General features: G+C 72.8%; 13 protein-coding genes and 1 pseudogene. 10 read left to right on the top strand and 4 right to left on the bottom strand.

Features of this window, described 5'->3' with window-relative positions; translation table 11 throughout:
* Positions 1–366 precede the first annotated feature (366 nt).
* The 6 genes from IE170_RS20485 to IE170_RS20460 all read left to right on the top strand — a co-directional run bounded on the left by IE170_RS20485 (position 367) and on the right by IE170_RS20460 (position 4,921).
* Positions 367–795, top strand: coding sequence for a DUF3052 domain-containing protein (locus IE170_RS20485; RefSeq protein WP_189810860.1), 429 nt, complete (start codon positions 367–369; stop codon positions 793–795).
* A gap of 151 nt (positions 796–946) precedes the next feature.
* Positions 947–1,405: a peroxiredoxin gene (locus IE170_RS20480; RefSeq protein WP_189810859.1), complete on the top strand. Its 459-nt coding sequence runs from the start codon at positions 947–949 to the stop codon at positions 1,403–1,405.
* A gap of 171 nt (positions 1,406–1,576) precedes the next feature.
* Positions 1,577–2,152 (top strand): TerD family protein, encoded by a 576-nt coding sequence (locus tag IE170_RS20475; protein ID WP_125543789.1) that lies wholly within the window; start codon positions 1,577–1,579, stop codon positions 2,150–2,152.
* 154 nt (positions 2,153–2,306) lie between these two features.
* On the top strand, positions 2,307–2,882 hold the full coding sequence (locus IE170_RS20470; protein WP_189810858.1) for a TerD family protein: 576 nt from the start codon (positions 2,307–2,309) through the stop codon (positions 2,880–2,882).
* Positions 2,883–2,908: 26 nt separating this feature from the next.
* Entirely contained in the window at positions 2,909–4,021 is a 1,113-nt protein-coding gene (locus IE170_RS20465) for a DUF475 domain-containing protein (protein ID WP_189810857.1), read from the top strand.
* Positions 4,022–4,186: 165 nt separating this feature from the next.
* The gene (locus IE170_RS20460; protein WP_189810856.1) at positions 4,187–4,921 is read left to right on the top strand and encodes a Tellurium resistance; all 735 of its coding nucleotides are present in this window, start codon (positions 4,187–4,189) and stop codon (positions 4,919–4,921) included.
* Positions 4,922–4,987: 66 nt separating this feature from the next.
* On the opposite strand, the gene IE170_RS20455 is transcribed toward IE170_RS20460, so the two are convergent.
* Complete coding sequence (locus IE170_RS20455; RefSeq protein WP_189810855.1) at positions 4,988–5,782, bottom strand: TerD family protein; 795 nt, start codon at positions 5,780–5,782, stop codon at positions 4,988–4,990.
* A 194-nt stretch (positions 5,783–5,976) separates the two neighbouring features.
* Here IE170_RS20455 and IE170_RS20450 point away from each other — a divergent pair, with 194 nt between their 5' ends.
* The 4 genes from IE170_RS20450 to IE170_RS20435 all read left to right on the top strand — a co-directional run bounded on the left by IE170_RS20450 (position 5,977) and on the right by IE170_RS20435 (position 11,306).
* A complete protein-coding gene (locus IE170_RS20450; protein WP_189810854.1) occupies positions 5,977–7,155 on the top strand; it encodes an HpcH/HpaI aldolase/citrate lyase family protein in 1,179 nt (392 codons plus the stop codon).
* A gap of 106 nt (positions 7,156–7,261) precedes the next feature.
* The gene (locus IE170_RS20445; RefSeq protein ID WP_189810915.1) at positions 7,262–9,823 is read left to right on the top strand and encodes a phosphoribosyltransferase; all 2,562 of its coding nucleotides are present in this window, start codon (positions 7,262–7,264) and stop codon (positions 9,821–9,823) included.
* Positions 9,820–10,650 (top strand): HAD family hydrolase, encoded by an 831-nt coding sequence (locus tag IE170_RS20440; RefSeq protein WP_189810853.1) that lies wholly within the window; start codon positions 9,820–9,822, stop codon positions 10,648–10,650. The genes IE170_RS20445 and IE170_RS20440 overlap by 4 nt, the downstream gene beginning before the upstream one ends.
* Positions 10,647–11,306: an O-methyltransferase gene (locus IE170_RS20435; RefSeq protein ID WP_189810852.1), complete on the top strand. Its 660-nt coding sequence runs from the start codon at positions 10,647–10,649 to the stop codon at positions 11,304–11,306. The genes IE170_RS20440 and IE170_RS20435 overlap by 4 nt, the downstream gene beginning before the upstream one ends.
* Before the next feature lie 42 nt (positions 11,307–11,348).
* Here IE170_RS20435 and IE170_RS20430 read toward each other — a convergent pair whose 3' ends face one another.
* The 3 genes and pseudogenes from IE170_RS20430 to IE170_RS32785 form a co-directional block, all read right to left on the bottom strand.
* Positions 11,349–11,558 (bottom strand): FmdB family zinc ribbon protein, encoded by a 210-nt coding sequence (locus IE170_RS20430; protein ID WP_189810851.1) that lies wholly within the window; start codon positions 11,556–11,558, stop codon positions 11,349–11,351.
* 37 nt (positions 11,559–11,595) lie between these two features.
* Positions 11,596–12,153, bottom strand: coding sequence for a DUF4383 domain-containing protein (locus IE170_RS20425; RefSeq protein WP_189810914.1), 558 nt, complete (start codon positions 12,151–12,153; stop codon positions 11,596–11,598).
* Between the two features lie 783 nt (positions 12,154–12,936).
* A pseudogene (locus tag IE170_RS32785) lies at positions 12,937–13,529 on the bottom strand (hypothetical protein); the annotation flags it as partial.

Below are 13,529 nucleotides of genomic sequence, written 5' to 3'. Positions count from 1 at the left end.
CGTCATCTCTACCACTGGGTAATCCCTGGAGTCCCGGGGATTGCCGAAGACGTGCCGCGCCGGGCTCCGGCCCGGGCCCCGGCCTCCGCCCCGGGCCGGCAAGCGGTTCGCCAGGGTGTTCGCCCCTCAAACAGGTGGGAAAGTCAGCGTGTGATGCCGAATGAGCTGGAATGGTGTGGGATGAATCACCACAGGGACACGCGGGAAGGCTGAAAGTTGCGGCGAGACGGCCGCAATCGTCACCGTTTCGACGGTCTCCGCGGCCGGGTACTTGCGCGATCCGCCGCGCCCGTGTGGACTACGCCCAATGCTGCGCGCACGCGCGCGGCCCGAAGACATTCACCGAACATGAGCAGGAGGCACCCCGTGAGCGCGACCGCGGACCACGCGGAGAGCCTGGCCGCCCGGCTGGGTTTCCAGTCCGAACAGGTGGTCCAGGAGATCGGCTACGACGACGACGTCGATCAGGAGTTCCGCGAGGAGATCGAGGAACTGATCGGCAACGACCTCGTCGACGAGGACTACGACGACGTGGCCGATGCGGTGCTGCTGTGGTTCCGCGACGAGGACGGCGACCTGACCGACGCCCTCGTCGACGCCACCGAGCTGGTCGAGGACGCCGCGCTGATCCTGCTGCTGACCCCGAAGACGGGCCGCCCCGGCTACGTCGAGGCCAGCGACATCAGCGAGGCCGCCGAGACGGCCGGCCTGTCGCAGACGCGGCCCGTCAGCGTCGGCAAGGAGTGGGCCGCCAGCAAGCTGGTGACCCCGAAGGCCGCCAAGTCCAAGCGCTGAGCCACGCGCCGCAGCCAGCGGAGACACACCCCGCCGACCCCGTCGGCGGGGTGTGTGCGTTCCGGGCCGGATCCCCTGCGGCGGCGGCACATTAGGCTGGGGCCACCCGAACAGCCCAGAGCAGGGATGCGGGAACGAAGGGATGCGACAGATGGCCATCGAGGTCGGCAACAAGGCTCCGGACTTCGAGCTCAAGGACAACCACGGCGCCACGGTGCGGCTCTCCGACTTCCGCGGGGAGAAGGCCGTCGTGCTGCTCTTCTACCCGTTCGCCTTCACCGGCGTCTGCACCGGCGAGCTGTGCGAGCTGCGCGACCAGCTGCCCCGCTTCCAGAACGACGACGTCCAGCTCCTGGCCGTCTCCAACGACTCCGTGCCGACCCTGCGCGTCTTCGCCGAGCAGGAGGGCCTCGACTACCCGCTGCTCTCCGACTTCTGGCCGCACGGCGAGGCCTCCCGCGCCTACGGCGTCTTCGACGAGGACAAGGGCTGCGCGCTGCGCGGCACGTTCATCATCGACAAGGACGGCGTCGTGCGCTGGACCGTCGTCAACGGGCTGCCCGACGCGCGTGACCTGAACGAGTACATCAAGGCCCTCGACAGCCTCTGAGCCGGCCCCGGGCCCCCCGGCCGACCGGGTTCCGCGTGAAACCTCGTCCGGGTGGGAACCGGTCACTAGGATCGACACGTTGATCGGGTAGCCCTGCCGGCCCGCCGCCGGGAGGGCCCCACCGCACGACAGGGGCACCGACCCCGCACTCATGAACCCATTGGAGGACCCGTGGGAGTCAGCCTCAGCAAGGGCGGCAACGTCTCGCTGACCAAGGCCGCACCGAACCTGACGGCCGTGCTCGTCGGTCTGGGCTGGGATGCCCGCACCACCACCGGTGTCGACTTCGACCTCGACGCCAGCGCGATCCTGACCAACGACCAGGGCAAGGTCGCCAGCGACGCCAACTTCGTGTTCTTCAACAACCTGAAGAGCCCGGACGGCTCCGTCGAGCACACCGGCGACAACCTCACCGGCGAGGGCGAGGGCGACGACGAGGCGATCAAGGTGAACCTGGCGGCCGTCCCGGCCGACGTCGCCAAGATCGTCTTCCCGGTCTCGATCTACGAGGCGGAGAGCCGCCAGCAGAGCTTCGGCCAGGTCCGCAACGCCTACATCCGCGTCGTGAACCAGGCCGACAACACCGAGCTCGCCCGCTACGACCTCTCCGAGGACGCCTCGACCGAGACGGCCATGGTCTTCGGCGAGCTCTACCGCAACGGCGCGGAGTGGAAGTTCCGCGCCATCGGCCAGGGCTACGCCTCGGGCCTGCGAGGCATCGCGCAGGACTTCGGCGTCAACGTCTGAGCCCCGGGCTGCCGGCCCGCCGGCAGTCCCACCCGTCCGGCGTCGTGCACACCGCGTGTACGGCGCCGGACGCGCTTGGCACCGATCCACCGCCGGCCCGCCGGAGCACCCCGGGGGCGCCGCGACCACCACGTCGTCCGGGGAGGACTTCAACATGGGCGTCACACTCGCCAAGGGGGGCAACGTCTCCCTGTCCAAGGCCGCACCGAACCTCACCCGGGTCCTGGTCGGGCTGGGCTGGGACGCGCGCTCGACGACAGGGGCCGACTTCGACCTCGACGCCAGCGCGCTGCTGTGCCGCGACGGCCGGGTCCTGGGGGACCGGTACTTCGTCTTCTACAACAACCTCAAGAGCCCCGAGGGCTCCGTCGAGCACACCGGCGACAACCTCACCGGCGAGGGCGACGGCGACGACGAGTCGATCCTCGTCGACCTGACCAAGGTGCCCGCCGAGGTCGACAAGATCGTCTTCCCGGTGTCGATCCACGAGGCGGACGCCCGCCGCCAGACCTTCGGCCAGGTCACCAACGCCTTCATCCGCGTCGTGAACGACTCCGACGGCCAGGAGCTCGCGCGCTACGACCTCACCGAGGACGCCTCCAACGAAACCGCGATGATCTTCGGCGAGGTCTACCGGTACGGGGGCGAGTGGAAGTTCAGGGCGGTGGGCCAGGGGTACGCATCGGGCCTGAGGGGCATCGCTCTAGACTTCGGGGTCAACGTTTCGTAAAAGCCGTACAAGATCATGGGGTGCCAGTGGTTCTGAAAACCTTCGGCTGGTCGTTCGCCATCACGGCGCTCGGCCTTGCCTTCGCCGCTTGGCAGTGGGGGTGGGAGGCGTTCGGGGTCGTGCTGATCCTGTCGATCCTCGAAATCTCGCTGTCCTTCGACAATGCGGTCGTCAACGCCGGAATCCTGAAGAAGATGAATGCCTTCTGGCAGAAGATCTTCCTCACCATCGGCATCCTGATCGCGGTCTTCGGCATGCGGCTGGTGTTCCCCGTGGCCATCGTCGCGATCAGCGCCAAGGTCGGCCCGATCGAAGCGGTCGAGCTCGCCCTGGAGAACCCCGCGCAGTACGAGGCGCTCGTCACCGACGCCCATCCGGCGATCGCCGCGTTCGGCGGGATGTTCCTGCTGATGATCTTCCTCGACTTCATCTTCGAGGAGCGCGAGCACAAGTGGCTGGCCTGGCTGGAACGGCCCCTGGCCAAGCTCGGCAAGGTCGACATGCTCTCCGTGTGCGTCGCCCTGATCGCGCTCCTGGTCTCGGCGATGACCTTCGCCACGAACGCGCACACCAGCGCCGGCCACGCCGACAAGTCCGCCACCGTCCTGCTCGCCGGCGTCGCCGGCCTGATCACGTACCTCATCGTCGGCGGCCTGTCCTCCTACTTCGAGAACAAGCTGGAGGAGGAAGAGGAGCGCGAGCACGAGGAGGAGGAGAAGGCCAAGGCCGCGGGCAAGCCCGTCTCCGCCGTCGGCCTCGCCGGCAAGGCCGCGTTCTTCCTCTTCCTCTACCTCGAGGTCCTGGACGCGTCGTTCTCCTTCGACGGCGTCATCGGCGCCTTCGCCATCACCAACCACATCTTCTGGATGGCGCTCGGCCTCGGCATCGGCGCCATGTACGTCCGGTCGCTGACGGTCTACCTGGTCCGCCAGGGCACCCTCGACGACTACGTCTACCTGGAGCACGGCGCGCACTACGCGATCGGCGCCCTCGCCGTCATCCTGCTCGTCACCATCGAGCACGAGATCAGCGAGCTCATCACCGGCACCATCGGCGTCATCCTGATCGCCGCCTCCTTCTGGTCCTCGGTCCGCCGCAACAAGCGGCTGCAGCTGGAGGGCGCCACCGTCGACGCATGACCGCGGCGGTAATGCGGAACGCTCAACTGCGGGGCGGCCCGCCGGGTCCACGGGCCCGGCGGGCCGCCCCGTCCGCATGACCGCGCCCCCGCGCGGGCGGCGCGGACGCGACCGCACGAGACCGAGGGGATCAGGGGATCCCGGGAACAAAGGGGGGACAGGGGGATGGGATTCTTCGACGGCATCAGGGGGAGCCGGGCCCTCGACTTCGACGCGGGCGGCACCGCGTCGGCGATCGAGCTGACCCGGAGGCGCCCGACGGTGTCGCTGACCAAACAGGGCGCGGTCCACGGCAACCTGCGCGTGAACCTCTCCTGGCGGATGCGCTCCTCCGACATCGGCGGCCGCGGCGGCCTGGGCGCCGGGCTGCTGAGGCACCCGTTCAAGCTGTTCAAGCCGGACATGGTGCAGGCGCACACGCAGGGCATGGTCAACGTCGACCTCGACATCGGCTGCCTGTACGAGCTCGCCGACGGCACCCGGGGCGTCGTCCAGCCCCTCGGCAACCTGCTCGGCGACCTCAACGACCCGCCGTACGTCAAGCTCAGCGGCGACGACCGGTTCGGGGCGCCCTCCGGGGAGACGGTCTACGTCAACCTCGACCACGCCGACGACTTCAAACGGCTGCTCGTCTTCGTCTACATCTACGACCAGACGCCCGCCTTCGACCGGACGAACGCCCTGGTCACCCTCTACCCGGTGACGGGGCCGCGGATCGAGATCCCGCTGGACGAGCGGCAGCCGGAGGCCCGCTCCTGCGCGGTCGTCTCGATCGAGCACGCCAAGGGGGAGCTGATCGTCCGCCGCGAGGTGAAGTTCGTGTACGGCTTCCAGTCCGAGCTTGACCGGCTCTACGGGTGGGGCCTGCAGTGGGGGCGCGGCTACAAGACGAAGGCCTGACCGGCCCGCGGGACTGCGGGCCGGACCGGGGACGCCGGTCCGGGGTCCCCGGCCCGGCGGGCGGCGTCAGCGGCGCATGAACTGCGGGCCCTGCACCGGCAGCCGGAACGCCGGGTCGGCGCCCGGACCGGGGGACACCGGCTGCGGGTACCCGTACGCGGGCGGGGCGGCCGGCGGCGCCTGCGTCGGCGGGGCCGGCTGCTGCGGCAGCGGCGTCGGCGGCGCCATCGCGGCCGTCCGGTCCGGGTCCGCGGCGCCCGCCCCCGCGGTGGCCCCGGCACTCGCGGGCGCGCCGTCCGCCGGGCCCTCGGCGGCGTTCTCGTCGACCGAGATCCCGTGGTCCGTCGCCAGCCCCACCAGGCCGTCCGAGTAGCCCTCGCCCAGGGCGCGGAACTTCCACGCCTCGCCGCGCCGGTACAGCTCGCCGCAGATCAGGGCCGTCTCCGCGCCCGTCTCGGGCTGCACGTCGAAGTAGGCCACCGGCTCGCCGCCGCCGCTCGCCGTGGCGTCGTACAACAGGATCCGCAGGTCGCGGACCCGCTCGAACGGCACGTCCTCGGCGGAGGCGACCACCAGGACCCGGTCCACCGCGGACGGCACCGCCCGCAGGTCCGCCTGCACGGCGTCGGTGACCGCATCACCGATCTGCTTCTTGCCCAGGCGCCACACCGACCCCGAGGGGTGGCGGGGCTGGTTGTAGAAGACGAAGTCCTCGTCCGACCGCACCCGGCCGTCCGGGCCCACCAGCAGGGCGGAGGCGTCCACGTCCGGGACGTCGGCGCCGCCGGTCCAGCGCAGCACCGCCCGGACCGCCACCGAGGTCACCGGGATGTTCGAGCCCTTCTGCATCGCGTGCGTCATGCCCGTCATCCTGCCCTCCCGGGGCCGCACGGAACAACGCGGCCCCCCGCAGCGCCCGTGTCCCCGCCGGAACCGGTGGGCATCGTGCAAGAGGGTTACCTGAACTTCATGTGCTCGAGGAACTCCGGGCTGCCGTTCGTACGTACTATTACCGGCCACGCCAGTTGGGCCGCCGAGCCAGTACGGGAGAGCACATGCGTCACTTTGGGCACGTATCGCCCGCGGTTCGCGAGAACCTCTTCCACCAGGAGCCGGCCGAGTTCACCGCCGCCTCCCCCGCCCGCCTGCTCGCGGCCGCCCTCGGCGCCACCCTCTACAGCCCGGCCACCCGCCCCAAGCTCGCCGCCGACATCCGCAAGCAGGCCGGCCGCGGCGTCGTCTCCATGGTCCTCTGCCTGGAGGATTCCATCAGCGACGGCGACGTCGCCGACGCAGAGGACAACCTCGTCCGCCAGTTCGCCGACCTCGACGCCTTCGGCGCCGCGGACGGCACCGAGCCGCCGCTGCTCTTCATCCGCGTCCGCACCCCCGAGCAGATCCCCGACCTCGCCCGCCGCCTCGGCCCCTCCGCGCACCTCCTGGCCGGATTCGTACTCCCCAAGTTCACCGAGAGTCGCGGCACCGCCTTCCTCGACGCCGTCACCGCCGCCGAGGAGCAGACCGGTCTCCCCCGGCTGTACGCGATGCCCGTCCTGGAGACCCCCGACCTCCTCCACCTCGAAACCCGCGCCGAAGCCCTCGCCGGCATCTCCCGCACCGTCGGCCGCCACCGCGACCGCGTCCTCGCCCTCCGCCTCGGCGTCACCGACTTCTGCTCCGCGTACGGGCTGCGCCGCACCCCCGACATGACCGCGTACGACATCCAGATCGTCGCCGGGGTCATCGCCGACGTCGTCAACGTCCTCAGCCGCGCCGACGGCACCGGCTTCACCGTCACCGGCCCCGTCTGGGAGTACTTCCGCCGCCAGCAGCGCCTCTTCAAGCCGCAGCTGCGCCGCAGCCCCTTCCTGGAGGAAGGCGTCGAGGAACTGCGCACCGCCCTCATCGAACACGACCTGGACGGCCTGCTCCGCGAGATCGAACTCGACCGCGCCAACGGCCTCCTCGGCAAGACCTGCATCCACCCCGCCCACACCACCCCCGTGCACGCCCTGTCCGTCGTCTCCCACGAGGAGTTCAGCGACGCCCAGGACATCCTGCGCCCCGAGCGCGGCGGCGGCGGCGTCATGCGCTCCGCGTACACGAACAAGATGAACGAGGTGAAGCCCCACCGGGCCTGGGCCGAGCGCACCCTGCAGCGCGCCGAGGCCTTCGGGGTGGCGAAGGAGAACGTCGGCTTCGTCGACCTGCTCACCGCCGGACTCCAGGTGTGAGCCGGTAGTGGCGGACGGACGGGCGGACCCGGCGCGCGCAACCGGCGCGCACCGGCAGGCAAGGCCGGCGGCAGTGACCGCCCCGGCCACGGAGAAGGGCAAGACGATCGACGCGGTGTGGTCGGGAACCTGGGTGGCGGACCGGCTGGGCGTACGCCTGGAAGGAGCCTCCGGCGACCCCGGGGCGCCACGGCTGGACGAACTCCTGGGCCTCGCCCTGCGGCGCAACCCCAAACGGGCCCACCTGCTCGTCTCGAACGTCCTCGGCAAGCACGTCCCCCAGTCCCCGCAGGCCGTCTACGCCGCCGGGCACGGCCTCGGCGAGCGGGTCCGCGCCCTCCTCGACGCCTCCGGCGAGGACCCCGCCACCGCGGTCGTCCTCGGCTACGCCGAAACCGCCACCGGCCTCGGCCACTGCGTCGCCGACGGCCTCGGCGCCGCCCCCTACCTGCACTCCACCCGCCGCCCCGTACCCGGCCTGGCCGCGGCCGGAGGCTTCGAGGAGAGCCACTCGCACGCCACCTCCCACCTGCTGCTGCCCGAGGACCCGCAGCTGCTCGCCGGCAGCGGGCCGCTCGTCCTCGTCGACGACGAGTTCTCCACCGGCAACACGGTCCTCAACACCATCCGCGACCTGCACTCCCGCAACCCGCGCACGCACTACGTCGTCGTCGCCCTCGTCGACGTCCGCTCCCCGGCCGACCGCGAGCGCCTCGCCGCGTTCGCCGCCGAGATCGGCGCCCGCGTGGACCTGCTGGCCCTCGCCTCCGGAACGGTGCACCTGCCCGAGGGCGTGCTGGCGCGCGGGCAGGCGCTCGTCGCGGAGTACGAGCAGCAGGGCGCGTGTGCGGCGGCGGGTGGTGCGGGTGCGGCGGGTGCCGCGGCCGGGTCCGCCGCCTCACGCCCCGGCGCCGGGGCCGCCCTACGCGTCCGCCTCGACTGGCCCGCCGTCCTGCCCGACGGCGGCCGCCACGGCTTCACGCCCGCCCACCGCACCCTGCTGGAGGCGTCCCTCCCGCGGCTCACCGGGCAGCTTGCCGACGCCCTCGGCCCGGAGCCCGGCCGCGTCCTCGTCCTCGGCAGCGAGGAGCTGATGTACGCGCCGCTGCGCCTCGCCCGCGCCCTGGAGGAGTCCGGCGCCGCCCGCGAGGTCCGCTTCTCCACCACGACCCGCTCGCCCGTACTCGCCGTCGACGACCCCGGCTACGCGATCCGCACCCGGCTCGTCTTCCCCGCCCACGACGCCCCGGCCGACGGGCCCGGCGACCGCTACGCCTACAACGTCGCCGGCGCCGGCTTCGACACCGTCGTCGCCGTCGTCGACAGCCACGGCGACACCGCCGCCCTGCACGCCCCCGACGGGCTCCTCGCCCGCCTGGCCCCGCACACCGGCCGCGTCCTGCTCGCCGTCGTCCCCGCCCGCCGCCCGGCAGTCGCGGCCGTGCCCGCCACCGCCGCCACCGCCGCCGCACCCGTCACCGCCGCCGACCGGCAGGAGCCGACCATGCCCGAGCCGCTGCGCGGCCCCGCCTTCTCCTCGTACGCCCCCGAGGACGTCGGCTGGCTCCTCCAGGACCTCTCCGGCGTCGCCCTGGAGGCCCCGACGGAGGAGCGCGAGGAGGCCATCCAGGCGGGCGGCGCCCACTACGCCGAGTCCCTGCCCGTCGAGTACCAGCCGTCGCCGCAGTACCAGGAGCTGTACCGCGACGCGCTCGCCGGCTCCGCCGCCCGCATCGCCCGGGCCGTCGGCACCGTCACCGAGACCGTCCTCGCCGAGCGCTCCCCCTCCCCGGTCCTGGTGTCCCTGGCCCGCGCCGGGACGCCCGTCGGCGTACTGATGCGCCGCTGGGCCGCCGCCCGGCACGGGCTCGACCTGCCGCACTACGCCGTCTCCATCGTCCGCGGCCGCGGCATCGACGCCAACGCGCTGCGCTGGCTGGCCGCCCGGCACGACCCGGCCGACGTGGTGTTCGTCGACGGCTGGACCGGCAAGGGCGCCATCACCCGCGAACTGGCCGCCGCACTGCGCGCCTACCGCGAGCAGGAGGGCCCCGGCGCCGCGGAGTTCGACGGGGACGTCGTCGTCCTCGCCGACCCCGGCTCGTGCGTGTCCACGTACGGCACCCGCGAGGACTTCCTCATCCCCTCCGCCTGCCTCAACTCCACCGTCTCGGGCCTGGTGTCCCGTACCGTGCTGCGGGACGACCTCGTCGGGCCCGGCGACTTCCACGGCGCGAAGTTCTACCGCGAGCTCGCCGGAGCCGACGTGTCCGCCGACTTCGTCGACACCGTCGCCGCCCGCTTCGACGAGGTGGCCGACACCGTCGCCGCCGACGTCAAGGAGCTCCTGGCGGCCGACCGCACTCCGACCTGGGAGGGCTGGGCGGCCGTGGAGCGGATCAGCGAGGAGTACGGCATCCACGACGTGAACCTGGTCAAGCCCGGAGTCGGCGAGACCACCCGCGTGCTGCTGCGGCGCGTGCCCTGGAAGATCCTGGCCCGGCGCGGCGCCGGAGCGGACCTGGCGCACGTACGGCTGCTCGCCGAGCAGCGCGGCGTAGAGGTGGAAGAGGTCGACGGGCTGCCCTACACGTGCGTGGGACTCATCCACCCCCGATACACGCGCGGCGCCACCGGCGCCGACGGAAAGGCTGTGGCCTCCAAGTGACCGTCCTGGTAGCCAGCGACCTCGACCGCACCCTCATCTACTCGACGGCGGCGCTCGCCCTCACCATGCCCGACGCGGCGGCCCCGCGGCTGCTGTGCGTCGAGGTCCACGAGAGCCGCCCGCTGTCCTTCATGACCGAGGCGGCGGCCGCGCTGCTCGCCGAACTGACCGCCGACCCCGCGGTGGTGTTCGTCCCGACCACCACCCGCACGCGCAAGCAGTACCAGCGCATCCGCTTTCCCGGCCGCCCGGCCCGGTACGCGATCTGCGCGAACGGCGGCCAGCTGCTGGTGGACGGCGTACCGGACCGGGACTGGCGGCGTCAGGTCGCGGCCCGCCTCGCCGAGGAGTGCGCGCCGCTGGAGGAGGTGCACGGGCACCTGCTGGCGGCCGCCGACCCGGCCTGGCTGCGCAAGGCCCGCGTCGCGGAGGACCTCTTCGCGTACCTCGTCGTCGAGCGCGAACGGGTCCCCGACGAATGGATCAAGTCCCTGGCCGATTGGGCCGAGGACCGCGGCTGGACCGTCTCCCTCCAGGGCCGCAAGGTGTACGCGGTGCCGCGGCCGCTGACGAAGAGCGCCGCGATGCGCGAAGTGGCCCGCCGCACCGGCGCGACCACCACCCTCGCCGCGGGGGACTCCCTGCTGGACGCCGACCTGCTGCTCGCGGCGGACGCCGCCTGGCGGCCCGGCCACGGGGAACTGGCCGACTGCGGCTGGACCGCTCCGACGGTGACGGCGCTGGCGGAGCGCGGAGTCGCGGCCGGCGAGGAAATCGTGCGGGCGTTCACGCGGAAGGCGGCCGGAGCCGCAACACTGGCCCCATGACCAAGGGAAACAGCACCAAGATCACGGACGAGCTGTACCGGTACATGCTCGACCACAACCCGCCGCTCGACCCCGTCGCCGCGAAGCTGGTGGAGCGGACCTACGCCGAGTTCCCCGACGTCGCCGGCATGCAGTCCGCGGAGGAGCAGGGGCCGCTGCTGGCGTTCCTGGTCCGGCTGACCGGCGCCCGGCACGTGGTGGAGATCGGCACCTTCACCGGCTTCTCCACCCTCGCCATGGCGCAGGCCCTCCCGGAGGACGGCGCGATCATCGCCTGCGACGTCTCCGAGGAGTGGACGGCGTACGGGCGCGAGGCCTGGGCGGAGGCCGGCGTCGCCGACCGCATCCACCTGCGGATCGCCCCCGCGCTCGAGACGCTCCGGGCGATGCCGCAGGAGCCGCACATCGACCTCGCGTACGTCGACGCCGACAAGGAGAGCCAGATCGCGTACTGGGAGGAACTCGTCCCGCGGATGCGGACGGGCGGGCTCGTCGTCACCGACAACACCCTCTTCCACGGAAGGGTCGTGGACGAGGCGGCGACGGGCGCGGCGGCGGCCGTGCGCGCCTTCAACGACCACGTCGCCGCCGACCCGCGCATGGAGTCCGTCCTGCTGGCGATCTCCGACGGCCTGACGCTGTCGCGCAAGCGCTGACCGACGCGGGGGCCGGGCCGGTCCCGGGTGGCCCGGGCCGGGTCAGCAGCAACCCCCGCCGCCGCAGCAGCCCCCGCCACCGCCCGACGGCGCGGGGGCGCTGCCGGTCCCGCCCACGGCGACGGCGGAGAGCAGCTTGACGGTGTCGGAGTGGCCGGCGGGGCAGTCGGCGGGAGCGGACGACTCGGCCATGGGACGGCTCACCAGGAAGGTGTCGTCGCAGGTCCGGCAGCGGAATTCGTAACGGGGCATGCGCCAAGGCTACCGAGGCGGCGCAGCCGGCGGGAGGCTACAGCCCGTGGCGGGCCTGGAGCCGGGCCCGCGCCCGCTCCCGGGCCCGATCCTCCCGGGCGGCCTGTTCGGGGTGGCGGGCCCGCCAGTACGGATTGTCGTGGGGCAGGGCGCTGCCCACCCGCCCGTACATCCCGAACCACATCAGCATCACGCCGACGACGAAGCTGAAGAGCACGTTCTGGATCTTGAAGGCGAGGAAGTTCAGCTCGGTGTCCAGCAGCGCCAGGTTCACGAACCCGCTCGCGATGAACGCCAGCCCGAGCGTGATGTTCAGCGTCGACGCGAAGTTCCCGCCGATCACCATCCCGGCGAACAGCAGCAGCCCGACACAGATCGACAGGACGCTGAGCGCGCCGTTGGTGTTGAGGGAGAGGACGGTGTCGCCACCGGTGTCGAAGAAGCCGATGCGGTCGATCAACCCCAGCACCCCGAACACCACCAGCAACAGCCCGGTCAGCCCGGCACCGACCCGGTACACGGTGATGAGCTTGTGGTCGGCGGGCAGATGCGCATCGAGCTGCGCCTCGACCGGGTGCGTCAGCCGGTGCAGCAGCCTGTGCCCGACCCTGTGCGCCCGCCGGCCGGCGTCCTCGTGGGGCGTGTAGGGCGCGTAGTTCTCGTGCGCCTCATGACACCCGTACGCCGCGTGCGGGGCATAGACCTCGTGCGGCACAGGGGGAGGCGGGGGCGCCGTCCGGTGCACACGACGTCCGCGCCGGCGCTCGCGCACGGCATGCTCCTCGCGGGGCTTGCGAAACGCATGGGCAGCCATGGCGCCCTCCTCTGCTCCGACCAGCACCTCCAGCATCCGCCGCGACCCCCACACGGACAACCCCACCCGAACAGGGCCCCGGGTCAGGACACCCCCGGATGCCCCCGACACCCGCCGCGGAGGCACCCACCCCCGAACCGCCACATGCATGCCCCCCCCGTACCGCCACCCAGCCACGCCCGGCACGCCGCCGCACGCCGCCGCCCGGACTGCGGCCGCCGGGCACGCCGCCGCCCGGACCGCGGCCGCCGGGCACGCCGCCGCCCGGACTGCGGCCGCCGGGCACGCCGCCGCCCGGACCGCGGCCCGCCTCACCGCCCGACCGACCCGCCGACGGCCCTGCGCACAGCAGCCGACGGCCCGCGGGCTCTGCGGGGACCTGCGGCCGAGATCCGGAAGCGGCCCGTCCTCCGGATCGGCGGCACTGATCGGCATTTGGTGGCGGCCCCGGACCCATGAGGGCCCGCCCGCTGCGCCCGGCAGCCGACTGCCGCGGGCTTGGCAACGGCCTGCACCCGGGCGGGCCCGGGAGCGCCTGCCCCTGCGCTCAGCAGCCGAGCCCGTTCATCCGTCGGCGCCGCGGCGGCCCCGCATGTCGGCGACCACGCGGCCGACCGCCGCTCGGACCTCCTCCATCTCCTGCAGGAAGTGCCAGTAGTCGGGGTGCCGGCCCTCCAGGGACGCCACCGCACGGTCGACCCGGGCCACCGACTGGTCCAGCGGACCCGCATGCCGGGGATCCGGCACGCTGCGGCCCTCCATCGCCAGTCGCTGCGCGTCCCGGATCGCGAACCGCGTCCGCTGCACCTCCGCCTGCGGATCCCGGGCCACCGCCTCCAGCCGGCTGAGCCGGTCCTGCGCAGCAGACACGGCCTCGTCGGTCGAGTCCAGGGCGGCCCGTACCGCCTCGATCAGCGCGGCGACATCACCCCACCGCTGCTCCTCGCGGGCCAGCGCCGCCTTGGCCAGCTCCTGCTCGGCCCGCCCCACGTCCTGCACCGCCTGCTCCGGCACCTGCTGCAGGTCCTGCCAGCACGCCGCCGAAAACCTCCGGCGCAGCTCACTCAGCACCGGGTCGACCCGGTCCGCCCGGTTGCGCAGCGCCTGGGCCCGCGTCCGCAGGCTGACCAGCCGCCGGTCGATCTCCGCCGCCCGCT

Origin of the sequence: Streptomyces toxytricini (assembly GCF_014649915.1) — a bacterium.
GTDB lineage: Bacteria > Actinomycetota > Actinomycetes > Streptomycetales > Streptomycetaceae > Streptomyces > Streptomyces toxytricini.
Note: the sequence above shows the minus strand (reverse complement) of the source record. Positions and strands in the feature narration are given on the sequence as shown.